Origin of the sequence: Paenibacillus sp. 2TAF8 (genome assembly GCF_052114825.1) — a bacterium.
Classification (GTDB): Bacteria; Bacillota; Bacilli; order Paenibacillales; family Paenibacillaceae; genus Paenibacillus.
Genome location: NZ_JBFRFN010000002.1, coordinates 445086 through 469922, shown reverse-complemented (window position 1 = coordinate 469922; position 24837 = coordinate 445086). Strand labels below are relative to the sequence as shown.

Sequence of the window (24837 nt, the reverse complement as noted above, 5' to 3'; positions counted from 1 at the left end):
ATGTGAGAATCACGGATTTTTGATCCATAGCTTCGAAATATCCAGGAATCCAAATTCTGATGTTTGCATGCCGTAGAAGCTCTGATGCAATTCTGCTTTTTTGTTCATATGACATCCGTACAACATCCAGCTATTTTCCCGTAGCAATTCTTCAGCCTGCTCCAGAAGCTCGCTACGCTCGGAGTGAGGAAGCTGCGGAAAGGCGTCCAGCAAGGAATCCAATATCGATTGAAGCTCAGGAGTCATGTACTCATGCAGCGTATTGCTTTGGTTTTTGAAAAAATGAATCATGCCATACTGCCAGTCGTCCTCCAGTATTTCTTCTCTCAAAATCAAAGGTGCATCTGAGGCCTTCACGACATCCAGATAATCGTCAAAAGGCTCCAGGTCAATCCGTAATCCAATTTGGAGTGCCCGTTGTTGCAGCCACTCCGCCACATCGGAATCTTTGTTCTTTTTATAAGATAACAAGAAGGACTCGCCTCGATAACCCGATTGTTCAAGCAGTGCTTGAGCATCGACTAGTGATGCAGCGTCCCAGCTCCGTGAAGCGCTTTTCCAGGGAAGGAAACTGCTCGCGGGTGTAATTCGATTTTTACCCAAATCATTCACCAGTGTGACTGGATCATAGATGATACGCATGGCCTGACGGAAGGGCAAGGTATGATGACAACCCGGGACATGGAAATTGAAAAGCATATACTGACAGCCAAGTGCAGGATAGTCAATATAATGTGGCTTCTCATAACTGCTTCCAGGCAGACTAAGCCGTTCACTACCAGGCATATCATAATAACCGTCGCTTGAAGCCGGCTCAGGAAGAAACCAGATGTGGATTTGATCCAGATGTGGACGAAAACCATAATAAGCATCAAATGCCGTCAGTTTAATCACATCGTCACTCATCTCGGTGATCTGAAACGGTCCTGTGCCGACCAAGGTCCGATTAGGGTCATAATCCGCTGGCAGTACCGTCATGCGAATACAACTGAACAGATGCAGAAAAAAACGGTTTGCCCGATGCAATATAAACCTGATGCAATAATCGCCGTTCACTTCTGTTCGCTTAATATCGCGGTACAGCCATAGGGATGAACAATTAGTCTCAAACAAACGGTTCAAGGAAGCCTGAACATCAAGCGATGTCATCAGACGTCCATCATGGAAACGAACCCCTTTTCGCAAATAAAATACCCATTCTTTATGTTCGTTGTTAGGTTCCCATGAATGTGCAAGCGCGGGGATGAAGGTATCCGTGTGGGCGTCGTAAGTAATCAATGTGCTGCATATTTGGCCAAGAAGATAGGTTTCAAAAGCAGTATAAACCGAAGCTGGGTCCAAATCACCCAGTTGACGTGATCTCAACATGCGAAGGGTATCCTGACCGGAGGCCGTTTCGGTGTAACTGCGAAATCCCATCTGCTCATGAAGGGTGAGCATCAGTTTTTCCCGCATTAAGTCATCGATTCGGACACTTCCAATCAACTCGATGGCTTCTTTCAGTTTGCCTTTGGATAGAAGTTCAGTAAAGTTGAATTCTAAAGCATCATTCAGACTTCGCAGGAGTGTAAGCTCGGAATGATGGCCTCGTCCTCGCCCAGGTTTCCAATGGATAAAATGTTGCTCCTCCAGTTTTCGTAGAATGAATTTTACATTCCGTGGAGTACAGCAGAGAACGGAGGAAAGATTTTCAATCGTTACACGTATAGGTTCATTGATCCTGATTGAGAGTATTTCAGAGCCAGCTAGTCTTAGAAAGTGAGTGTATATCGTATCCATGCATGTAGCTCCTCCATAAAGGTGAAAAGTGACAACGAATCATTACACTTTTACTTCCCCCTTTTATCTTTACAATTATACCTAAGAGGATGACAGAATTCATCCATTTTTGTAGCAACAGATAGATAGAGAGAGCAGCAAGATAGGAGAATGAAAGATGAAGCATATTTTGAAGCAAATTCACCCACTGGCCTGGACCATTATTATTGGAACGATGTTCGGGCGCCTCGTAACGTCGATGAGTATTCCGTTTCTATCCATCTATCTGACACGTGTGCTTGAAGCCACGCCGACCCAGACGGGAATCACGGTAGCGGTAAGCTCACTGGCAGGAGTGCTCGTCAGCTTTTACGGCGGATATATCTCTGATCGGATCGGTCGCAAAATCGTTATGCTCGTATCGGTATTTAGTTGGGCCGCTGTATTTTTCATTTTTGCGGCAGCCGAGCATCTATGGGTATTCTTTGTTGCCAATACGTTAAACGGTTTGTGCCGGGCTGTGTTTGAGCCAACCTCAAGAGCATTGTTATCTGACATCACCTCGCCGCAGAACAAACTGCTAGTGTTTAATTTGCGATATGCTGCCATAAACCTGGGTGTTGTATTTGGACCAATTATCGGATTTCAGCTGGGATCATCGGAATCGACGTTTCCTTTTGTCATCTCGGGGCTCGTTTATATTGCGTATGGTCTGATTCTGGGTCTTCAATTTAAACTGCATCAGGCTAATTTGCCTGGACGTCTAGAGGTTATTGCACCGCGTCTGCGCGAAGCTCTATTGACCACCGGAAGGGATAGGGTATTCTTGCCAGTGTTGATTGGTACGATGTTTTGTGTGTTAGGTTATGGGCACTTCAGCTCAACGTTAGCGCAGTATTTGGCGAGAAGTCCAATCTTTGAAAATGGAAGTCAGATGTTCTCGTATATGCTTTCACTCAACGCAATCACCGTTCTCATTATCCAGTATCCACTCGTTCGCACTTTCCGGAATGCACCGCCGCTTGTGCCATTAATTTTGGGTAATCTGCTCGTAGCCGCGAGTCTGCTGTTATTCGGTTTTGCCGAAGGGATCGTACTGATGATGATCAGTGTCATCCTGTTTACAGTGGGGGAAGTACTGCTCTTTACCATGATGGATATGCTTATCGACCGAATTGCAAAGCCGGAATGGAAAGGAACGTATTTTGGTACGATCGGTTTCAACAATATTGGAAATGTTGCGGCTCCGGTCATTGGTGGGTTGCTGTTAAGCCAGCTTGGTGCGGGGAACGGACTAGCCGTCTTTATTCCCATTGCTATAACGACAGCACTCGGGGTTCCTTTTCTGCTAATAGCACATAAGCGACTTGTAAGCAGAGAAAAGCAAACACCTGAATCTGTACAAATTGGACTCTAACAGATGAAGTAAATAACAATTCAGTTAATAATTATGTTGACGTATAAAGAATGAACGAATACAATAAACAACAAATATGTGGAACGGGTGGGACAAAAAATGATGGATCAGGCAGCGCAGGTAATTCAACCAATAATTGAATATGCATGAGCATAGTGACATTATCCAGGTAGAGTATTGAGCACGTTTGGACAGTCCAGCTTACTGCAACCCTGTCTGGACGCTCATTCATACTGCGACGTTAGAGAAGAAGAAGCTGAAATGTCACATTTCTTGCTGGCTTTTCGATCCAATCAAGCTGTAGATGAACTTCATTCATCTATGGCTTTTTTTCATTTCACCAGACTGTTCGCATGGAAAGGAGCATGAGTAAGAGTAAGAGTAGAAGTGAGAACTGGCATCCATTCCAAGTTGTCACTTTAAGATCAATCTATATCCATGAGAAAGGAAGAATAAACTATGGTTAACGCTTGCAAACAATGTGTTTCTTCGGGAGGCTTTGCTGATTACAATTCGCTCATACATGATTCATCATAGCGAAAGCAATCAAAAGTACGGTTTGGAAGACTTCAACATTCAAAAATGTTGATGATGCAGCGAGACAATGTATAGATCTAATAAAATTATTAATTAAAGGGGTGGGGCTGGTGCCCGAAACAGAAAAACGCTCCATGTCATGGCTGCTACGATATTTAAAACCGGTGAAAGGCAAGCTGGCCGTGTTGCTGATCATGTTGTTAACGTCAACAGGGCTGCAGCTTCTCAATCCACAGATTATCGGGCGATTCATTGATACGGCTGCAAGCGGCGGAATTCTGGGTGATCTGGTGCAGCTTGCTGGGCTTTTCCTGCTTATTGCTGTGAGCAATCAATTGATCACGATCGCCGTCAGTTATTTAGGGAACGATGTAGCCTGGCGAGCAACAAACAGGATGCGCGGAGATTTGCTGAAACATTGCCTTAGGCTGGATATGCGTTTTCATAACGTCAAAACACCTGGAGAGATGATTGAACGCGTGGATGGGGATGTAACGAGCATTTCGAACTTCTTCGCTTTGTTTATCGTGCAGGTCATCGGAAGTTTTGTCCTGCTTGCAGGTATTCTGGGATTCATGTTTACGATTAACGTACCCATCGCACTGGTTATGACCGTATTCACGTTATTATCTATTTTGTTCATGGTCGTTATTCGCAATCTTGGGGTGGAGTCCTCCAAAAATGAGCGGGCTGCCAGTGCTTCTTTGTTCAGCTTGATTGAGGAGCGAATTGCCGGTATTGAGGATGTGCAGGCGAATGGACATGTGCCATACGTGATGAACCGCTTCTTTCGCACGATGCGCACCGTTTTCCTCAAAGGTCGAAAGGCGTGGATGCTCAGGGTGATTCCGTGGAACACCACGGTGGTCATGTTTATTGTATCCGTCACGGTCGTCTTGCTACTCGGTGTGCACTACTATATCGAAGGAGCAATCAGTATTGGGACCTTGTTTCTGATCTATCAATACAGCCAAATGTTGAATGAACCCATTGAGCTGCTTGGCGATCAGGTACAAGAGTTTCAAAAGGCAAAATCAGGCATGCTTCGTTCCCGCGAATTACTGTCTTTACGAAGCGAAATTCAGGACGGAAGTGAAGAGAGGTTGCCTGATGGCCCGCTCGGACTCGAATTCGATCAGGTACATTTCAGTTACAACGAGGATAAACCTGTTCTTCAGGATATTACCTTTGAGGTGAAACCAGGAGAACGGCTCGGTATCATCGGTCGTACGGGAAGTGGAAAATCAAGCCTTAGCCGTGTTCTTCTACGCCTGTACAATCTGGATCAGGGAACGATACGGATCGGTGGAACTGATATTACGAAGTTATCCATGCAGGCTCTGTATCGCAGAGTGGGAATGGTGACACAGGATGTGCAATTGTTTGATGGCACACTACGTGACAATCTGACTTTGTTTAATCCAGAAGTGTCGGATGCCATGATTAAGCAAACAACAGAGCGACTGGGGCTGCATCACTGGATTGATACACAGCCAGAAGGCTTGGATACACACCTGACTGCAGGAGGTGCTTCGTTGTCTGCTGGGGAGGCGCAGCTCTTCGCTTTGACCCGTGTATTTCTAACGGAGCCGAGTCTGGTCATACTGGATGAGCCTTCTTCACGGCTTGATGCAGCGACCGAGAATTTACTTCAATCCGCTATTGATGAATTAATGAAAAGATCAACAGGTATCATTATTGCGCATAGATTAGCCACGCTGGAGAAGGTGGATAAGATTATGGTTCTAGGTGGGGGCAGGTTGCTGGAATTCGGATCAAGAGTGGAGCTTGCGAATAATCCGTCCTCCCATTACGCACGACTTCTGGTTACGGGCCAAGAGGAGGAACTGGCATGAATGTAACAGGATTTATAGGGCGTTTGTTTCGCTTTAAGCCTTATCTTTTTTTAATTAACGGTTTGTTATGGTGTATCTTTCATTCGCTTCCACTAGCCATGGGGCTTGGGATGCAGTGGTTCTTTGACCGGACAGCAACGGGAAGGGCTGACTACATGTGGCTTGCTGTGCCGCTCATTGTCATCGCGTTGTTCCGCTTGACCCGCGTCGGCACGTTCTTTGTCGCTTTCCACGCTTGGGTCACCTATATGTATCATATTCAGGCCATTTTGCGGACGAATATGCTGGCTGGCATTATGCGCTGGCCGGGACGAAATCTTCCTGCATCTCCAGGTGAAGCGATGAGTCGGTTTCGGGATGACGTGGATGAAGTCGTTGAATATATCGAATCCTGGGTGGACTTTTGGGGTCGATTAGTCTTTGCAGTGGTATCGATTGTGATTATGGCCAACATTAACTGGAAGATTACACTTGTTGCCGTTTTACCGCTCTTGGTGGTGACGCTATTGAATAATCTGTCAGGTAATCGTGCAAGAAAATATGCACAGGTAAATCGTGAAGCCACAGGTCGTATTACCAGCTTTATTGCCGAGACGTTTGGGGCTGTGCAGGCACTGAAGCTGGGTCAGGCAGAAGAACATGTTTCCACGCGATTCAATCGGCTGAATGAAGAACGACGTCAGGCTGCCCTAAGAGACAATCTGTTCAAGCAATGGATGAAGTCACTTAATCAGCATGTATTAAGTATATGTACCGGGCTTATTTTGTTAATGTGTGCTGCGGAAATGAAGGCGGGTCACTTTACGGTGGGGGATTTTGCCTTATTTACAAGTTATCTCGTCAACATCGGATTTAGCATTTCCTTGTTTGGATACATGGTATTCCAGCATAAAAGGCTCAAGGTGTCTTATGATCGTATGCGGACACTTTTTCGTCCAGGTGAAGAGGATCAGATTATGGAGAAACGGGAAATCTATCTTTACGAAGAGCCACCAGAGCCAGTAAATGAAGCAAGAGAGCCGAAGGAGAAATTGCGTGAACTTGAAGTAAATGGCCTTAGCTATCGCTATGAGCATTCATCCAACGGTATACAAGACATCAACTTCAAGCTGAAAAAGGGACAATTTCTTGTCATTACAGGACGTATCGGTTCTGGTAAATCAACATTAGTTCGTACACTGCTTGGACTTCTGCCCAAACAACAGGGTCAAATTCTCTGGAACGGAGAGCACGTAGATCCCGCAACATTTCTTATGCCGCCTAGAGCCGCATATACGCCTCAAGTTCCAAGGCTGTTCAGTGACACGCTCAGAGAAAATATCGTTCAAGGCAAACAGGGAAATGTAGATCAGGCGCTGGAAAAAGCCGTTCGACTCTCTGTTTTGGATAAAGATATCAAACAGTTGGATCAGGGATTGGAGACGCCTGTTGGACCAAGAGGTGTCATGTTATCGGGTGGTCAGATTCAGCGTTCAGCAACAGCGCGAATGCTGATGACCGAGGCAGATCTGTTTATATTTGATGATCTGTCCAGTGCGCTTGATGTGGAAACAGAGCAGCTGGTATGGGACGGACTTTTCAAAGAGAGAGATGTTACATGTATTGCCGTATCTCACCGCAAGGCCGCTCTCACCAAGGCAGATCACATTATCGTAATGAAAGATGGACGTATTGAAGCCGAAGGGAAACTGGCCGATTTGCTTGAAACAAACGAAGAGATGCAACTGTTATGGCAGGGAGAGCAGGTACCAGTGAAGGCTGGGTAAGATAGGTTTTAACGGAAACAGGTAGAGTAGCAACGTGATTAATTCAAATGTCATAAAATAAAAGAAAAAACTGTACAGATCTTGCCTGAATGCAGGCGTAGGATCTGTACGGTTTCTTCACTTTTTATAAAGCCCGGTAGAGGAGCTATGATCTTATTTTTCTTTAAGCGATCAAGGAATACGCAATGATAACCAAGAAAATGATTGTGATATGGTTAATGGAGAAAATAAACATACGCTGGGACCATTTTTTGGTTTCTTTTTTGTCAAACGTAGCCACACTAAGAATGAGCCAGGCCAGACTTACCAGAAAAGCCACAATGGCAACAAACGGGCTCATTGGCCAGAACAGGAAACTGGAAAGCAGCAGCAATACCAGGTAAACGTTTGTTTGTACATAAGTACGTCCAATACCTTTTACCACAGGTAACATCGGAACGCCTGCCGCCTTGTATTCATCGAAGCGACGAATAGCGATACCGTAGAAGTGAGGCATTTGCCAGAGTAACATCGTTACGACCAGTGCCCAGATTTCAAAGTGTCCAAGTTCCGGAGAGATGGCTGCCCATCCAATCAGCGGAGGAACAGCACCAGACAGACTACCTACCTCAGTGTTGTAAATCGTTGTACGTTTGGTCCACATCGTATATGGAATGACGTAAAGGAACAAACCAAGAAGGCCAAAAAAAGCAGCCGATGGAGATGCGATGTACAGCATGATCGCACCAATCAACGTAATCGTAAACCCAAGAATCAGACCTGCCTTGGTATCGACCCGTCCTGTAACGGTAGGACGTTTCTTCGTACGCTCCATAATCGCATCAATGTCCCGGTCATACAGATTGTTGAATACCCCAGCTGCTCCGATGATTAATGAAGAACCGAGAAATGAAAGTACAATCGGAACAATATTAGCAACGATAGATGCATTAAATACATATAAAGCTAGACTTAAACCTGCAAACATGGCGATCAAGTTGGACTTGATGATTCCAATTTTGATCGTATCTAAAAATACTTTTGGAATCGAGCTGTACTCCAGGCCGATATTGGCTTGTGGTTCATTATTTAATGTTTTCAAATACTCACTTCCTATTGTTTATACTTAATATAATATGTGTCCATTATATCATCCATTTCATGTTGTGATTTATGTAACACTCTAGTATTTATAATAATGTCATTTGATTGTGAACAATTTAAAAACAAGAACTTTTTTAATTGTTAAAACAACAGTTCTGTGCTACGCGCGTATTTTCATTAGATTGTCATCGTTTAATTGTAGTAATGAAAGAAAGATATTGCAAATACGAAATAATAACTGTATTGTAGATATAAGATATCTCTAATAGTCTCGTTTAAAGGGGATAAATACAGTGTTCCATTGACTGTTAGAAGGGACGCTATTAGATATTTCACATTTCCTTGCTTCTTAAGTACCAAGTGTGCAGAGGAAAGAGAGAATATTTTTTTGTTTTTATTAGAGATATTAAATATCTGGAAAGGATGTTATATATGAATGAAGATCGTAATACATTTGATGTCGTGATCGTGGGAGGAGGTCCTGCTGGACTTAACGCTTCACTGGTACTTGGGAGAGCCCGAAAACATGTACTTGTTATTGATGATCAAAAACCTCGGAACTGGGTTACCCGAGAGACGCACGGCTTTTTAACCAGAGATGGCGTGAGTCCACAGGAATTCCGCAGAATTGCAAAAGAAGAGATCGCTGCGTATCCTTCAGTGCATTTTGCATCTGATACCGTGATGGAGATTACGGGACAACATGGTGAGTTTGTTCTTAGAACAGTCGAAGGAAAGCAGTATAATGCGAATAAGGTTTTATTTGCTGTTGGGAAAAGAGATTTGCCTTTGAATATTACTGGTTTATCCGAAGTATACGGAAAAAGCGCATTTGTCTGCCCGTACTGTGATGGATGGGAACTACGGAATCGGCAGCTTGTCATCATTACCAGCGCCAACCATGCATTACATATGGCTAAATTAATCTCTGGCTGGACAAGTCAGTTTACGCTGTGCATCCAAGATGACAATTCTATAGAAGCAGAACAGAAGCAAGAAATTTTACGTCATGGTGTGCAGGTTTATGAAGCTCCTATTCAATCGATCAGATCGGTGGAAGGAATGGTAAGCGCAGTTGAACTGAGTGATGGAACATGGATTCCTTGTACGGGCATCTTCTTCCAGCCCAAGCTTCAAACAGGTTCAGATTTGCCAAAAGTCATAGGTTGCGAGATGACGGAGACAGGAACCATTGTCGTTGATGCACAAGGAAGAACATCTGTCCCTGGTGTGTTCAGTGCAGGAGATGCTGCATCTGAACTGTATCAGGCGATCACGGCAGCATCGTTAGGTGCATTAACTGCAGCTAGCATTAACAATGAGTTAAACGTTGAAGCTTGGGATTTTAACTAAAGATAACCATACGAAGTGAAACCGCCAGCTGATTCTCGATCACATGTCGATAAAGCTGACGGTTTTACTTATGCCTCTATATAGTAGGGAATTGTTATTTTTTCGTAAAATTTAAAATAAAAGCATTGACATGTTGCCCGCGAGCGACTTTAATTATATAGACCGATTGTTATAATTTATTGAAGGAAGTGGCTTTCTTTGAGTGAAAAGTCGAATGCCAGAGATCTTATTGTTGGCACAGCAGCGAGACTTTTTTTTTCACAAGGGTATCATGCGACCGGTCTGAATCAGATCATTAAGGAGAGTAACACACCGAAAGGTTCGTTATATCATTATTTTCCTAAGGGGAAAGAAGAGCTGGCTCTCGAATGCATTCAATCAGCCAATGCACATATCTTGCAAAGGTTTGAGGAAATTTTTGCAGCCCATGAGACGACTGCAGAAGGCATTCGGCAATTCATCTATGAAACAGCGAATGAAGCGGAAGCAAATGGTTATACGGGTTTTTTGCCATTCAGCTTCTGGGCTGCTGTAGAGACTTCCTGTATCAGCCAACAGCTGCGTACGGCTTCACAGAACGTATTTGCAGGTTGGCAGGGCATCATTGCTAAGCATCTCATGTTGGACGGAATGGAAGAAGGGAAGGCTCGTGAGACAGCGCTACTTGTTATTTCCCTGATGGAAGGCGCATTGATTATTACGCTGACCAATCAGGATAAACAGCCCATGCTGACGGCTGCTGATTATCTGTCAGTGGTAGCAAAGAATGTTAACCAGAATCAATAGGTTGTACCAAGAGAAAGAGAGAAAAAAAGAAATCGTTGGATACGTTTGAGGAGGATGGGAACGTGGAAGCTTCCATGAAGGCTGATACAGCAAAAGATCAGCAAGAAACACAGCAGTATAAGGTTTTTCCGATTTTGTTTGCCATGTTGCTGAGCGGGTTTATTGGTTTATTTGGAGAAACGGCTCTGAATGTCGCTTTGACACCACTAATGGGTTTACTTGAGGTTGGGCCAACAACCATTCAATGGTTAACCACAGGATATTTGCTTGTACTCGGTATTCTGGTGCCCGTATCGGGTTTATTGTTGCAATGGTTTACGACGAGACAGCTGTTTACAACATCTTTAATATTCTCTATTGCAGGAACATTAGTTGCTGCGATTGCACCTAGCTTTGAGATTTTGTTGGTAGCTCGGGTGTTACAAGCGGTGGGAACCGCACTGTTGCTACCATTGATGTTCAATACGATATTGGTGATTTTCCCGATTGAAAAACGTGGAGCAGCTATGGGCTTGATTGGTCTGGTTATCATGTTTGCACCAGCAAGTGGCCCAAGCATTTCGGGTCTGATTCTGGCGAACTTGAGCTGGCACTGGATTTTCTGGATTTCCTTGCCGTTTTTCCTGATCTCCTTGGTATGCGGATTGTTGTTCCTCCCGAACATCTCCAAGTTGACCAAGCCCAAGATTGATGTGTTGTCGATTGTCCTGTCCACACTTGGTTTTGGTGGTATCGTTTATGGTTTCAGCAGCGCAGGAGGACATGGTGAATCTGGCGGAGGTTGGACTAGCCCGGTTGTTATCGCTACGTTAGCCATTGGTATCGTCGCATTGCTCTTGTTCAGTATCCGTCAATTGAGTATGAAAGAGCCGGTGATGAATCTAAGAGCGTTCAGATATCCGATGTTTACAATAGGTTTGCTCTTGGTCTTTATCTGTATGATGATGATTCTGTCATCCATGCTGATCTTGCCGATGTATCTGCAGCAGGGAATGGCTGTTACAGCACTTACCGCTGGATTGGTTTTATTGCCTGGCAGTCTGCTAAATGGATTTTTGTCTCCTGTCATGGGAAGATTGTTTGACAAGTTTGGTCCAAAATGGCTTGTAATTATCGGTATGGCCACCGTTGCTATCGTCCTGTACTTGTACACAGGTATTGAAGCAACAACGCCACTGATTAAGATTATTCTGCTGCATGTCTTCATGATGGTAGGGATTTCGATGGTGATGATGCCAGCGCAGACCAACGGATTGAATCAGTTGCCGCGTGAGTTCTATCCACACGGTACAGCAATTATGAATACACTTCAGCAGGTATCCRGCGCTATTGGTACAGCTGTTGCCGTAAGTATTTTGAGTGCTGGACAGACTCGGTTCCTGAGCAATGTAGATAACCCGCAAAATCCGGAGAATATTCTTGCAGGATTCACATCAGGTGTACAAAATGCCTTTGTTTTTGCACTGGTACTGGCCCTTGTTGGTTTTGTTATCGCATTGTTTATCAAAAGAGTGAAGGTTGGCTCGGCTGATAAACAGAAGAGTCCAATGCACTAAACCAATAGATAGAAGAAGAGCGATGTTCCCTTCATATGCAAGGGAACATCGCTCTTTCTGTCTTTCAGRAAACGATTTTTTGGGCCGATCCGGCTGTTCGTTTATCTCTATTATTTCTTAACAAGTTCGAGGATTTCATCTGCCACAATGTCCGGGTGGTATTGATGAATGTAATGTTCCGTATCCTTGACAGTTACTTGTTTGGATGAATTTGACCAGGATTTGAATTCAGCTTGTGTTTTGATCCAATCCGGTTCCGATTTACCAAAGTAATCTGCGGTCAGAATCGTGAGCGGGAATGGTAAAGGCTGTTTATTAGCTACAACAACTTTGGCATTGGCTTGCATCTCGCGTAACTCATCAACCGTGTTGGCGTTCCCGTAGTTCAGCAGAAGCGCCGTTTTATCCGCTTTTTTCAGATCCTCTGGTACCAGCTTCAACTCATTTCGATTGGCATTCGAAGCATCTACGACTTGCTGAACTTGCATACTGAGTCGGAAAAGTCCGGTTTTGATACGGAACTGATTAGCGAAACCACCAATTGTATCAACCGGGTTATCCTGATCCGTTGCGTAGTATTCAGGACTTCCACCGTCAATCATCACGATACCTTTGACCAGATTAGGATACTTCTCAGCAAATCGAAGGGTCTCTAATGAGCCAAGGGAGTGAGCTACAAGTACGTAAGGCGGTTTTTGTCCAGAAACCTGGAGCAATTCATGCAATTCGTCAGCTACCGTGTCTACATCCCGTTTTTTATCCGTTCTGTCACTATATCCATAGCCAAAGCGGTCATATACCGCAAATTTCGTATTAGGAGCAAGCTTTTCATATAATGGATAGTAGTCTACATAAGGATTGGCCGTTCCCCAGCCTGAGGCAAGAACGACAGTGACATCGCCTTCGCCGCCTGTATACAGGTGCATCTTATCTCCATGTACTTCATATAGCTTGCCTGGTGGTGTAAATGTTTTTTCATCCTGTGAAGAACTAACCTGCTGATAGATCAAACCGGAACTTAACAGAATAATGATTAACGAAAGGTCGACAATCAGAAATTTAACAAGTCTTTTACGCCATTTTTTGCTCATGGTTACTCACACTCTCTCTTGTTTTTCTATATCATATATGCCCAGTCTTATACGTGTGGAAACAGTATCTTAATTCTAGCTTAACGGCACTGTAGTTCCTATGAATCACACAAAATTGAATATCGACAAGCGATGAATTATGATGAAATAAGATTAGCATTTCTCCACCAGACGAGCCATGGAATATGGAGAACAGAAGGGTGAAATATGACGAAATACGAAAATCAGATTCCAACGTCCGCCGGTATGAGCATTAAGTCACTCACAAGTATATTGAGAGATTCCATGCGCCGACATGTAGAACGGAGGCCGTCCGGGAATATACCTATGGAACACTATCAAACTGCCACAACAGAGGATATGTCTGAACATTCACAGGTGACATGGTTTGGGCACTCTGCTTTTTTGCTTGAAATCGAAGGTCACAGACTGCTCTTTGACCCCATGCTGGGTGATCGACCGTCACCCGTGTCGTGGGTAGGTACGAAACGTTTCAGCAAAGATCTGCCCATGCAGCCTGAAAACTTTCCTACTTTGGATGCGATTGTGATCTCTCATGATCATTATGATCACCTTGACGCTTCTTCTATTCGAAAATTAAAAAGCAAGACCAATCGTTTTATCGTTCCACTTGGTGTAAGCAGACGCTTAATCAAATGGGGAGTGCCAGCGGACCAGATTACAGAGCATCAATGGGGGGATGAATTCTCCTTCAAAGGTTTAACATTCGCTTGTGCACCAGCTCGTCACTTCTCAGGCAGAGGGTTATTTGATCGGGATTCGACGTTATGGTGCTCATGGGTTATTCTTGGACAGGAAACGAAAGTGTTTTTCAGTGGAGACAGTGGGTACGGTCCACACTTCAAGGAGATTGGAAGCAAGTATGGACCGTTTGATCTGACCTTGATGGAATGCGGTCAATATGACGAACGCTGGTCCAACATTCATATGATGCCCGAGGAAACGGTACAAGCCCATCTGGATGTGGGCGGAAATGTATTGATCCCCATTCATTGGGGGGCATTTACCCTCGCCTATCATGCTTGGAATGAACCAGCAGAGCGGGTTACCCGTGCCGCACGAAGCTTGAATGTGCCGGTTGTTACACCGGTTATAGGCGAGATAGTTATGCTAAATGGAAATGTTCGTGAGATGCATTCCTGGTGGAGAAGGAAACAGGAGTAAGATTACAAGCATTACAATCATTACAAGCAAGCGTCTCACTCAACAGATGAGTGGACGCTTTTGTTTTAATTGATAAATGAAATCGCGGTAAAGATCAATATAAGACCCATGATGATATTAAAAGGTCGCTCGTATTTTAACAGGAACTTTTGAAATAAACGTCCACCCAATGCCCAGGTGAGATTCGCACTGATTCCAATCAGGGTGAGTAGTAGCGAGTATAGTATGAGTTGGGCATGTGACTGTGTATAGGGCAGGACAAACACCGACAGGGCTGTAAGCCCGTATAAGATGACCTTGGGATTGATCAACTGAAGAGTKAATCCAAACGAAAAGGAATAATGAATTTTTGACTTGTCCTCGGCCTCGCTTTTAGCAGACGTACTCTTCATTATTTTGAAGGCCAGATAGAGCATGTAAATACACCCAAATACGTTTAAGGCCGGGGTAATGACCGGGATGTACTGATAAAGAATAAGGTTGAAATAACTGGACAGTATCATGATAAGAAGACATCCGGCAGCGACTCCGCTAATAAATGGGAATGTAAATTTGAAACATTGTTCCTTTGCATGAGACATGGCGATGATGTTGTTGGGTCCTGGCGTAAAAGAAGCAATGATTGCGTAAGTGACTAAAGATAAAATATCCATATGTTCTCCTTGTGAGATTAGAATGTATGCTATAATGCACCATAAGGTCGCTATAACGCATGTGTGTTATGATTGTACAACATGTGCTGTATATTGCACAAGAGGATTAGGAAGAAGTGAGGTGCATTTTTCGTGGAAAATATTAATTTGATTTTGGCTCGGAACCTCAAGCAAATCAGGGAACAAAGAAAGCTGAGCCTGGACAAGGTCGCAGAAATGTCAGGCATTAGCAAGACGATGCTTGGTCAGATTGAACGCGGGGAATCCAATCCGTCGATTGCAACGGTCTGGAAGATTGCGAACGGATTAAAAATATCATTCACTGCACTTATTCATGAACCGCAGTCTGACACAACTATTCTCATGAAGGAGGACATCAAAGTTTTGCGGGAAGATGGGGGACGAGTCCGGATCTATCCTCATTTTTCTTTTGAAGAAGGGCGTCGTTTTGAAATGTATATGATGGAGATGGACGAGAAGTCATCGTTGCGTGCTGAACCACACATTGAAGGGGCTGAGGAATTCATAACCGTGTATGAAGGGGAAGTCACGATCCGAGTAGGGGAAACGGAACACAAGTTAAGGCAGGGAGATTCGATCCGTTTCAAGGCAGATCAGCCACATGGTTACGAACATTCGGGAGCAGGCAGTAACAAACTAAGCATGGTCATACACTATTCCAAGTAACAAGGAATATGATGCACTCACCGATGTGAGGCACCATATTACGTCTGTACTCATCTGGTTCAATGCTTGATATCGAAGCTGCATGGTTCATGAATACTGCGTTCTTATTTGTTCGTGGAGTGCTGTTTGTTTGGTAACTTGTCTCCGGGTGTTCCTTTACCATTGTTTTTGTTGTGGCGCGCTTTCTCCGCATTTTCATTAACCTTTTTCACAAATTCTTGTGTATTTTCCATCCGGGTTCATGCTCCTTTCCAAAAGAGAGAATGGGTAATTCAAGCTTAATATAACCAGCAGCAGTTCATTTTATTTGAACAGTCACCAGGAAACTGGACAGGTGCTGAACAGGTACTTAAACTAGATATGTATTGGACTATTTTTTACATGGCAACGGAGAGGAGGAACTACATTTGTTACAAAAATTCGGGTTTACCCAATACGAAAGTCAGGTTTACGAGGCTATACTTGCGCAGGATGAGCCGCTGGATGCAACAACGATTGTAGGCGCCTCGAACGTACCTAAGGCGAAGATTTATGAAGTACTCAACCGTTTGATTGATAAGGGGATCGTGCTGACAACGATGGATGGCAAGAAAAAACTGTACATGGCAGTGGATCTGCAAACGGTCATTCACAAAATCAAACTTGATTTTGATAAGGATATCGAAACCTTGAAACAATACAAAATCAAGCGAACCTTCACCGACGAGCATATCTGGACGTTAAAGGATGAGTCATCTATTGCTTCGAACATTGAGCAGTTGATTGAAGAGGCGGATTCGTCGATTCTTTTTCTGGCCTGGAATGAGAGGATGGAGAGTTACCGCAGTTTGCTGGAGCAGAAGGAGAAGCAAGGCGTGTATGTAGAAGTGCTTGCGGTTGGTGGTTTGGAAAGTTCTCTGACTCGCAAATACTCACTTATCCCGCTACTTGATGCGCCAGAACCTTCACAACTGCTTATTGTGGATCATGCCTATCTGTTGTTCGCCGGGTTGGAAAATGAATCGTGGAAAGCAATTAAGACGATGTCCAAACCCATTGTTAAAGCAATGACGGATTATTTCTATCACGACGTGGCTCTGACACAGATTACCAAAAAATACGGGGATCAACTATTGCAGGACGAAGAGATTGAACGTTTGCTTACGAGATTGATCTATTAGGAGACTATTCTTTCGAAGAATAGTTTTTGTTTTGTATACTTTTGAAAATGGGATGAAAACAAACTGAAATAATTCGAAATTATTCATTGAACTTTTCTCTCTGTTGGGTTACTATCGTAGTTGTAACTTGTTAGGGGGATTTGGAACAATGAATAAAAAAGTATATGTTTTGGCGATTGCTGCCTTTGTGGTTGGAACGGTTGAACTGATTTTGGGTGGCATTCTCGATCTGATTGCAACTGATCTTCATCTTTCTTTGGCGAAAGCCGGATATCTGATCTCAATCTTTTCACTCGTATATGCGCTGTCTGCGCCGATCTTGTTAAATGTAACGGCCCGATTTGAGCGTAAAAAGGTATATATGGTTACGTTATTCGTATTTCTAATCAGCAATCTGGTCTCTGCATTCAGCGTTAACTTTTACATGTTAATGGCAGGACGCATGCTTGGAGCTGCAGCAGGTTCGCTTATTTTTGTGTTATCTCTGACGCTAGCATCACGCATCGTTGAACCTGAGTACAAAGGTCGCGCGGTTGGCACGATTACAATGGGGGGAAGTGCATCACTGGTTCTGGGCGTACCAATTGGTATCTATATAGGCAACGCGTTTGGATGGCGGGAGGTGTTCATGCTGATTGCCATATTGACTGTATTGGTAATGGTGTCTATCGGCCTCGCTATGGATCGTGTACAGCCTGCTCCTGCCGTGAGCCTGAAAAATCAGCTTAAAGCTCTATGGAATCCGAAAATGCTGGCGATTCACGCCACGACACTGCTCGTTCTGGCGGGGCATTTGACGTTATATGCGTACTTTACACCGTTTCTGCAGGAAACCATTGGAGCTAGTGCAACGGCGATTACCTTGATCTACATGATGTTTGGGCTCGCCGCAGTTGCAGGCGGGGGTATTGGCGGTATGTTATCCGATCGTCTTCATCCGGCTAAGGCGATTTTGATCGTGCTGGTTCCGTTTATGATCAGTATGGCGGTTATACCGTTTAGCACGGGGCTGCCTTTGATCGCTTTTCTACTGCTGTTAAGTGTCTGGGGGGCTCTAAGCTGGACAGTTACACCGGTGCAAAATAGTCTGATTATCAAGACCTCACCTGAAACATCTGAAATATTGATTAGTACTAACTCAGGGATAGCCCATGCGGGTATCGCGCTGGGTACCTATATTGGCGGCCTTGTTATTGACCATTCATCCATTATGAACACAGGATGGGTTGGCTCGATCCTTGTGTGTGTCGGACTTGTTGCTGCTGTTCTCGCAATGAGTATGAAAGAAAAGCATGCCCATGTGATGGCTTGAGAATAGACATTTTCAGATAAAATAAAACCTTTGTATTTCCGAACTTTTTTTGCGGAAGTACAGAGGTTTTTTTGTAATTTAATAAGTAGTGTTATTGGGAATAACGTGGTTATTGCATCGGGATAAAAAAAGACCGCTCTCGGCATACGGATCAAGCTGAAAAGCCGCACTGTGGCGAATTTCTTGATCTCGTGTTGCCGAAGAGAGGTCCCCTTTTATATTATGAAGCTTAGCGCTTCAGACTTTTTCCATTGCTGCTAATAATCTCTTTGTACCAGTGGAATGATTTTTTGCGATAACGCTCCAATGTGCCTGAACCATCATCGTGACGGTCAACATAGATGAAGCCATAACGTTTTTTCAGCTGAGCGGTGGATGCACTCACAACATCGATACAACCCCATGAGGTGTATCCCATAATATCTACTCCATCTTCCAACGCTTCGCCAACTTGAACAAGATGGTCATTCAAATATTGGATGCGGTAGTCATCTTCCACGGTTTTCTCGCCATCCGGACCTGTAATTAACTCGTCGACTGCACCAAGACCATTTTCAACGATAAACAGCGGTTTCTGGTAACGGTCATAGAACATGTTCAACACATAGCGCAGTCCTTGCGGGTCAATCTGCCAGCCCCACTCACTTGCAGGCAAATACGGGTTAGGGATTCCACCGATCAGATTTCCTTCACCAGCCACTTGTTTGGCAGGATCAGCCGTCTGACATGTGCTCATGTAATAACTGAAGGAGATGAAATCCACGGTGTTAAGCAGCATCTCTTGATCGCCGTCTTCCATATGAATCTCAATACCTTTTTCACGGAAGTAACGTTTCATGTATCCAGGATAGCGTCCACGGACGTGCATATCACCGAAGAAATAATTGCTATGTTCATACTCCATCACTTTGATCACATCATCCGGGTTCGGAGTTAACGGGTACGTCGGCATACTCAAAATCATACATCCGATCTGAGCATCAGGGATGATCTCATGACACAGCTTCACTGCGGACGCACTTGCCACGAGTTCGTGGTGGATCGCTTGATACAGATCTTGCTTACTTAGCTTTTCTTTGGGTGTGTAGATCCCACCACTCATGAACGGGAATTCAAGAATAGAGTTGATCTCGTTGAAGGTAAGCCAGTACTTGACTTTGTTTTTGTATCGATTGAAAACAGTTGTTGCATAGCGCTCATAGAAGCCGATCATTTTCCGGTTAACCCAGCCATCATATTCTTTGGCAAGGTGCAGAGGTGTCTCATAGTGAGATAACGTGACCAGCGGCTCAATACCGTACTTGCGGCATTCATCAAACAAATTATCATAAAATTGCAGGCCCTCTTCATTCGGCTCAAGCTCGTCCCCTTTGGGAAAAATGCGAGACCATGCGATAGAAGTACGGAACACTTTGAAACCCATCTCGGCAAACAGCTTCACGTCTTCCTTATAACGGTGGTACATGTCGATACCGATCAGTTTCATATTGTCGTCTGTGGGCTCTTCCGTAATCGAACCCATGACACCTCGCGGGGCAACGTCTTGTGTGGACAAACCTTTACCACCTAGATTGTATGCACCTTCAGCCTGGTTCGCCGCAATGGCACCGCCCCACAGAAAGTTCTCGGGAAATGAATACGTGTGATTCGATGATTTACTCATATATATCGCTCCATTCATTTAATTCATGGTGAACGTGCTGCGTTCACAGTAGTATTTTCTCTCAAAAAAAGCTTACACGTTGTAACGGGTTACACGTCAAGTTTTACTTTTGCAGAGGAGATGAGGCATACTATATTTGGTGTTTGTTCGCATGAAAGGAGCATCGGAATGTCCAAATTTGATGAAATTATGAAACGCTCCGGTTATTCGAGAGCCACCGTATCCCGGGTGATCAACCGTTCGCCTCATGTTAGCGATGAAGCCAGAAGGGTGATTACCGAAATTATGAATGAGCTGGATTACATACCTAACCGAAATGCGGTATCTTTGTCCACGGGGCAGACGAAGCAGATCGGGATCGTAACGGCGATGATTGATGAGCTTAGTTTGACCTTCATTAACCAATTTATGGATACCGCGATGGACTACGGATTTCAGACAATTGTATATATGTCACGCAGTGATAAACAAATTGAGCTGCAGGCCTTCGAGGATTTGCGGAGTAAACGTGTGGATGGTTTATTAATCGTGACTTGTGTGAATGATCCGGGGGAATTGAAAGCTTATATGCAATATGGACCGATGGTCTCCTGGCAGCGCATGGGGAATGATGAGATTCCTTCCATTGCCATGGATCAGGCTCAAGGGTACAGGTTGGCACTGGAGCATCTGGTGTCCAAGGGTTACACACGTATTGCCAATGTGTTTGGCCGCAGGGGCAGTTTGAATACACAGAGCCGGCGCGAAGCATATGAGGCATATATGACAAGTAAAGGTTTATCTGTCTGGCGTGAAGCTTATCAATATTCAGTTTTCACTTCATCCGACGGGGAAACAGCCTTGCGACGAATGGCCAACGGGGGCGAACTACCGCAAGCAGTGCTCTGTTCCAATGATTATGCTGCGATAGGCATCATGAGTGAGGCGCGCAGACAGAACATACGGGTTCCCGATCAACTTGCCATTGTGGGATTTGATGATATTGAATTGTCGCGTGTGCTCGAACTAACAACGATTCATAATCCAATTGCAGAGCAAGCAAAGCAGGCTTTCTATCATTTGTGGGAAGCACTTGGAAAAGAGGAACATAAGACGACATCACTCGCATATCGGTTGATCGAACGATCAACAACTTAAGCGTGAGTGTAACGGATATGGAATGATGTGAAACAGATCGGTTCTATTCAATAATTATTCAAATTTAAAGTAAATTCGAATCTTGCTAATGTTTTATACTAGGAGAGGGCTTACATACGTTGTGTGAGAATGAAATACAGCGTTGTAAAGCGTCATGTCATAAGTTACATATTTCACAAACAATCTTGCGGAAAGGTGAGAACAAACGGAATGAACACGGTCACAGGTCGATTCAGAATTGCTGGTATTTGGGAGGGCATATCCTTTCTGCTGCTTGTATTTATTGCAATGCCGTTAAAGTACTTTGCCGATATCTCTATAGCTGTAGCTGTAATGGGTATGATTCATGGTATTTTATTTCCTCTATATCTGATTGCACTAGCACATTTAGGTTTGGTCAAAAGGTGGAAGGTGTCACTTTGGATCATGGGTTTATTGGCGGGGGTGCTTCCTTTTGGAACATTTGTGTTCGAGTCGTATCTTCGAAAAAGAGACTGGCAATAACATATAACACATCACGCAAAATGCAAGGTAACGTGAACAACCTCCTGAACAAAAATAGGAGGTTGTTTTTGTATAAGCTTATTGCACATTTACCAATGCATAAATGATGGGTGCCCAGATGCCCAGCATGGAACGATGAATCGTTATTTGGGTTTAACGGTTCCCGTTTCTCGGTCAGCTAACACACTGTACCCATTGTCTGATGGTGCGGCCGAAGCAAAAGCAGAGAATGAGGAGACAACAAACAGGGCAGCAAGAAGCAGAAAAGTTTTCTTCGTCATATGCGAACCTCCTTTCTGCAAGTATGAATCACACATCCATTTTAATCCAAAATTGAAACTTGTGGGAATTTTTTTTGAGGCGCCTTTTCAAGTTGGGGCGATCACAGTCATCTGTTTGCGATATTCTGTCGGATTCAACCCGGTGTGTTTCTTGAACTGTCTGGAAAAATAATATGAATCGCTGAATCCGAGATTGTCGGCAATTTGGGTCATCGTCAGAGAGGTGCAGCTAAGCATCTCTTTGGCCTTGTCTATTTTTCGGCTGGTTATGTAATGAATAGGGGGCATACCCATCTGCTGTTTGAAAAAACGAATGAAATAATTCGGATGCATATGCAGCATCTGGGCCAAATCCTGAACGGACATGTTCTCTTCGATATGTGCATCGATATAGGTAAGCAGGCTGGACAATTTTTCAACAACAGGCGCGTTTAAATAGGTAATCTGGTTCAGTTCCAGGTTCATGATGTAATAGGAGAGCAGTTCTGTCAGTTTACTCTTGGCAATCATATGGGCGTAAACTTCTTTGGAATTCGCATAGGTAAGCACAACGTCAAAGATGTCCTGAAATCGTTCGGGCTGACTCACGTTAACCACGTGCGGAAATTGCAGAATCTGAAACAGATTGATCCCCCCGACTTTGGCGGAAAAATGACACCAATATTTGAGGAAAGGCTTGTCACTAATTGAGGAATACGATTGCTTTACCCCTTCTGGCATCAAAACGAGCTGTCCTGGCTTGGGATAATATTCCTCATCCCCGATTTTAAGCCAACCTTCACCCTCGCAAATCCAGTACAACTTGCTATAGTCCGGGGTATAGTCCAGATCTCTCCAATGCGGGCCGCAGCGGTTATAGTTCACCATAAACAGATCCACTTGCAGATTGGACAAATAGTTGGTCAGCAGTGTGTGATGATCCATGAGCATATCTCCCTGAAGGTTATTATCGTCCATCTAAACGTTAATGTTCTGCATGTGCATCGGAATCCAGCCGCACTACAATACAAATGTAGTCAACCAGGAAAGGATGGGGACAGCACATGAAGAAACATGAATATTTGCGACATATCGATGCCACAATTGCCGGTGGGAAATTCAAGGATAACTGGACTTCACTTCGTGAATCCATCGTTCCCGATTGGTATCGGCAGGCGAAATTCGGTGTTTTTATCCATTGGGGCGTTTATTCGGTTCCGGCTTATGATAGTGAGTGGTACTCACGTAATATGTACATTCAAGGCTCCAAGGCCTATGAACACCACCTTGAGGTGTATGGGAATCATAAGGAATTCGGATATAAGGATTTCATCCCGATGTTTAAAGCAGAGAAGTTCGATGCAGATGAATGGGCAGCTTTATTCAAACAAGCAGGTGCAAGATACGTTATGCCAGTTGCAGAGCATCACGACGGTTTCCAGATGTACAAGAGTTCTATCTCTCACTATAACACATATGAAATGGGTCCCAAACGTGATGTGCTTGGCGAGATGAAAGCCGCCTATGAGAAGCAGGGGTTAACCTTCTGTGTATCGTCCCACCGTGCCGAACACTGGTTTTTCATGTCACATGGAAAAGAATTTGATTCCGATATCCAAGAGCCGATGCAGTGCGGGGATTTCTATTGGCCTGCCATGCCGGAGCCAGATTTTCAAGACCTGTACGGCTCACCGCCTTCGGACGAATTTCTGGAGGACTGGCTCATTCGATGCTGTGAACTGGTAGATGAGTATCAACCGAGGGTGTTCTATTTTGACTGGTGGATTCATACGGTGGCGTTCAAGCCGTATCTCAAAAAATTTGCTGCGTATTATTACAATAAAGGCGAGGAATGGGGCATTCCGGTTGCCATCAATTACAAGCATGATGCATTCATGTTTGGCACGGCGGTCCCTGATGTGGAACGTGGACAATTTGCGGAACTGAAGCCTTATTTTTGGCAAACAGATACCGCAGTTGCAAGGAATTCCTGGTGTTATACGGAAAATAACCAGTACAAAACGGCAGAAGAGATTATCCGGGATCTCGTGGATATCGTCAGTAAAAATGGAAGTCTTCTGCTCAACATTGGGCCACGGGCAGACGGAACGATTCCAGATGAGGATCGCAATATTCTACTACGTATCGGGAAGTGGCTGGAAGTGAACGGAGAGTCGATCTACGAGACCACGTACTGGCGTACGTATGGTGAAGGGCCTACAGAGGTGAAGGAAGGTCAGTTCACGGATGGGGATACGAAGATTTTTACAAGTGAAGATATACGCTTTACGGTGAAGGGCAGCAGTCTGTATGCCACGGTAATGGTATACCCGGATAATGGAATCGTGCACATTAAATCACTGAGCGAAGGATCTTCGCATTTTCATGGCATCATTGAGAGAGTTCAGATTCTGGGATATGAGGAGCAGCCGACTTGGGAGCGAAATGAAGATGCATTAACGATTACCGCAACGGGTGTGACGAGCAATGTACCTGTCGTATTTAAAATTGACCTGGATTAAGTGTGATTTCATGGACGAATCTAATTGTGGAAAGAACCGGTGGCGAGCAGGCTGGTTCTTTTTTGTATTTTATTAGAAGAGGGTGGCTCTTAAAGTTACAGAGGGTATAAAGACCTTGATATTGAAGTTAAACAACCTAAATTATGCGCGATTGCGTAAGTTGTAGGAGGTAAGGTTAGAGACAAAAGGCTTATAAAAGCATGATATAGACTTATTTTCTAATATTTTCAAATAAAGGTCTTGTGTGTATCGAACTTTGAATCTATACTATACCAATAAAATCCAATTTAAGCCTAAATTTAACTTTTATATGTAATTTAAGATGTATTCTTCCATCCAACCCGCATGCATCATCCAGATTCACTTATCCACTTCATGGCAAGCTTACTGCTAACGCTCCTGAATAACCTCCACATGAATACTTATAGAAATCACAGTCTCTCACTTATGCAGACCCACACGAATAAGTACAACCCCAGCCGAAGAGTTCTCATCTCACCAAGAAAACATTTCTTTGCACGCAATAATTTTGACCTATGGCCAATTATACA

The 24837-nt window shown here is 44.1% G+C and carries 21 protein-coding genes; 13 read left to right on the top strand and 8 right to left on the bottom strand.

Annotated elements, in window-relative coordinates:
- Positions 1-9: 9 nt before the first annotated feature.
- Entirely contained in the window at positions 10-1779 is a 1770-nt protein-coding gene (locus AB4Z30_RS04135; RefSeq protein ID WP_441923557.1) for an ABC transporter substrate-binding protein, read from the bottom strand.
- A gap of 157 nt (positions 1780-1936) precedes the next feature.
- Between AB4Z30_RS04135 and AB4Z30_RS04130 the strand changes: the two genes are divergently transcribed.
- The 3 genes from AB4Z30_RS04130 to AB4Z30_RS04120 all read left to right on the top strand — a co-directional run bounded on the left by AB4Z30_RS04130 (position 1937) and on the right by AB4Z30_RS04120 (position 7334).
- Entirely contained in the window at positions 1937-3175 is a 1239-nt protein-coding gene (locus AB4Z30_RS04130) for an MDR family MFS transporter (RefSeq protein WP_441923555.1), read from the top strand.
- Positions 3176-3822: 647 nt separating this feature from the next.
- The gene (locus tag AB4Z30_RS04125; protein WP_441923553.1) at positions 3823-5568 is read left to right on the top strand and encodes an ABC transporter ATP-binding protein; all 1746 of its coding nucleotides are present in this window, start codon (positions 3823-3825) and stop codon (positions 5566-5568) included.
- Positions 5565-7334, top strand: a complete 1770-nt coding sequence (locus AB4Z30_RS04120; RefSeq protein WP_441923551.1) for an ABC transporter ATP-binding protein — start codon at positions 5565-5567, stop codon at positions 7332-7334. The genes AB4Z30_RS04125 and AB4Z30_RS04120 overlap by 4 nt, the downstream gene beginning before the upstream one ends.
- A 163-nt stretch (positions 7335-7497) precedes the next feature.
- Here the strand turns inward: AB4Z30_RS04120 and cyoE are convergent, their stop codons facing one another.
- A complete protein-coding gene (gene cyoE, locus AB4Z30_RS04115; RefSeq protein WP_441923549.1) occupies positions 7498-8415 on the bottom strand; it encodes a heme o synthase in 918 nt (305 codons plus the stop codon).
- Positions 8416-8849: 434 nt separating this feature from the next.
- On the opposite strand from cyoE, the gene AB4Z30_RS04110 reads away from it, so the two are divergent.
- The 3 genes from AB4Z30_RS04110 (at position 8850) to AB4Z30_RS04100 (ending at position 12112) form a co-directional block, all read left to right on the top strand.
- On the top strand, positions 8850-9770 hold the full coding sequence (locus AB4Z30_RS04110) for an NAD(P)/FAD-dependent oxidoreductase (RefSeq protein WP_441923547.1): 921 nt from the start codon (positions 8850-8852) through the stop codon (positions 9768-9770).
- Between the two features lie 198 nt (positions 9771-9968).
- The gene (locus tag AB4Z30_RS04105) at positions 9969-10556 is read left to right on the top strand and encodes a TetR/AcrR family transcriptional regulator (protein ID WP_441923545.1); all 588 of its coding nucleotides are present in this window, start codon (positions 9969-9971) and stop codon (positions 10554-10556) included.
- 74 nt (positions 10557-10630) lie between these two features.
- Entirely contained in the window at positions 10631-12112 is a 1482-nt protein-coding gene (locus tag AB4Z30_RS04100; RefSeq protein ID WP_441924193.1) for a DHA2 family efflux MFS transporter permease subunit, read from the top strand.
- 110 nt (positions 12113-12222) lie between these two features.
- Here AB4Z30_RS04100 and AB4Z30_RS04095 read toward each other — a convergent pair whose 3' ends face one another.
- Positions 12223-13203 carry an alpha/beta fold hydrolase gene (locus tag AB4Z30_RS04095; protein WP_441923543.1) on the bottom strand — a complete coding sequence of 327 codons (981 nt, stop codon included), beginning with the start codon at positions 13201-13203 and terminating at the stop codon, positions 12223-12225.
- A 207-nt stretch (positions 13204-13410) separates the two neighbouring features.
- Between AB4Z30_RS04095 and AB4Z30_RS04090 the strand changes: the two genes are divergently transcribed.
- On the top strand, positions 13411-14388 hold the full coding sequence (locus AB4Z30_RS04090; RefSeq protein ID WP_441923541.1) for an MBL fold metallo-hydrolase: 978 nt from the start codon (positions 13411-13413) through the stop codon (positions 14386-14388).
- Positions 14389-14453: 65 nt separating this feature from the next.
- On the opposite strand, the gene AB4Z30_RS04085 is transcribed toward AB4Z30_RS04090, so the two are convergent.
- On the bottom strand, positions 14454-15041 hold the full coding sequence (locus tag AB4Z30_RS04085) for a LysE family transporter (protein WP_441923539.1): 588 nt from the start codon (positions 15039-15041) through the stop codon (positions 14454-14456).
- A gap of 132 nt (positions 15042-15173) precedes the next feature.
- On the opposite strand from AB4Z30_RS04085, the gene AB4Z30_RS04080 reads away from it, so the two are divergent.
- Entirely contained in the window at positions 15174-15728 is a 555-nt protein-coding gene (locus tag AB4Z30_RS04080; RefSeq protein ID WP_441923537.1) for a helix-turn-helix domain-containing protein, read from the top strand.
- 104 nt (positions 15729-15832) lie between these two features.
- Here the strand turns inward: AB4Z30_RS04080 and AB4Z30_RS04075 are convergent, their stop codons facing one another.
- Positions 15833-15961 (bottom strand): DUF4023 family protein, encoded by a 129-nt coding sequence (locus tag AB4Z30_RS04075; RefSeq protein ID WP_441923535.1) that lies wholly within the window; start codon positions 15959-15961, stop codon positions 15833-15835.
- A 174-nt stretch (positions 15962-16135) separates the two neighbouring features.
- On the opposite strand from AB4Z30_RS04075, the gene AB4Z30_RS04070 reads away from it, so the two are divergent.
- Positions 16136-16888 carry a TrmB family transcriptional regulator gene (locus tag AB4Z30_RS04070; RefSeq protein ID WP_441923533.1) on the top strand — a complete coding sequence of 251 codons (753 nt, stop codon included), beginning with the start codon at positions 16136-16138 and terminating at the stop codon, positions 16886-16888.
- A 148-nt stretch (positions 16889-17036) separates the two neighbouring features.
- A complete protein-coding gene (locus AB4Z30_RS04065) occupies positions 17037-18200 on the top strand; it encodes an MFS transporter (protein WP_441923531.1) in 1164 nt (387 codons plus the stop codon).
- Between the two features lie 229 nt (positions 18201-18429).
- Here AB4Z30_RS04065 and AB4Z30_RS04060 read toward each other — a convergent pair whose 3' ends face one another.
- Positions 18430-19863 carry a glycoside hydrolase family 1 protein gene (locus AB4Z30_RS04060; RefSeq protein ID WP_441923529.1) on the bottom strand — a complete coding sequence of 478 codons (1434 nt, stop codon included), beginning with the start codon at positions 19861-19863 and terminating at the stop codon, positions 18430-18432.
- A gap of 168 nt (positions 19864-20031) precedes the next feature.
- On the opposite strand from AB4Z30_RS04060, the gene AB4Z30_RS04055 reads away from it, so the two are divergent.
- Both AB4Z30_RS04055 and AB4Z30_RS04050 read left to right on the top strand, forming a co-directional pair.
- On the top strand, positions 20032-21000 hold the full coding sequence (locus AB4Z30_RS04055) for a LacI family DNA-binding transcriptional regulator (RefSeq protein WP_441923527.1): 969 nt from the start codon (positions 20032-20034) through the stop codon (positions 20998-21000).
- Positions 21001-21210: 210 nt separating this feature from the next.
- Positions 21211-21504, top strand: coding sequence for a DUF3817 domain-containing protein (locus AB4Z30_RS04050; protein ID WP_434751315.1), 294 nt, complete (start codon positions 21211-21213; stop codon positions 21502-21504).
- Positions 21505-21647: 143 nt separating this feature from the next.
- On the opposite strand, the gene AB4Z30_RS04045 is transcribed toward AB4Z30_RS04050, so the two are convergent.
- On the bottom strand, positions 21648-21785 hold the full coding sequence (locus tag AB4Z30_RS04045; protein ID WP_441923525.1) for a hypothetical protein: 138 nt from the start codon (positions 21783-21785) through the stop codon (positions 21648-21650).
- An 87-nt stretch (positions 21786-21872) separates the two neighbouring features.
- Positions 21873-22709: an AraC family transcriptional regulator gene (locus AB4Z30_RS04040; RefSeq protein WP_441923523.1), complete on the bottom strand. Its 837-nt coding sequence runs from the start codon at positions 22707-22709 to the stop codon at positions 21873-21875.
- 119 nt (positions 22710-22828) lie between these two features.
- On the opposite strand from AB4Z30_RS04040, the gene AB4Z30_RS04035 reads away from it, so the two are divergent.
- Entirely contained in the window at positions 22829-24286 is a 1458-nt protein-coding gene (locus AB4Z30_RS04035; RefSeq protein ID WP_441923521.1) for an alpha-L-fucosidase, read from the top strand.
- The last annotated feature ends 551 nt before the right edge of the window (positions 24287-24837 follow it).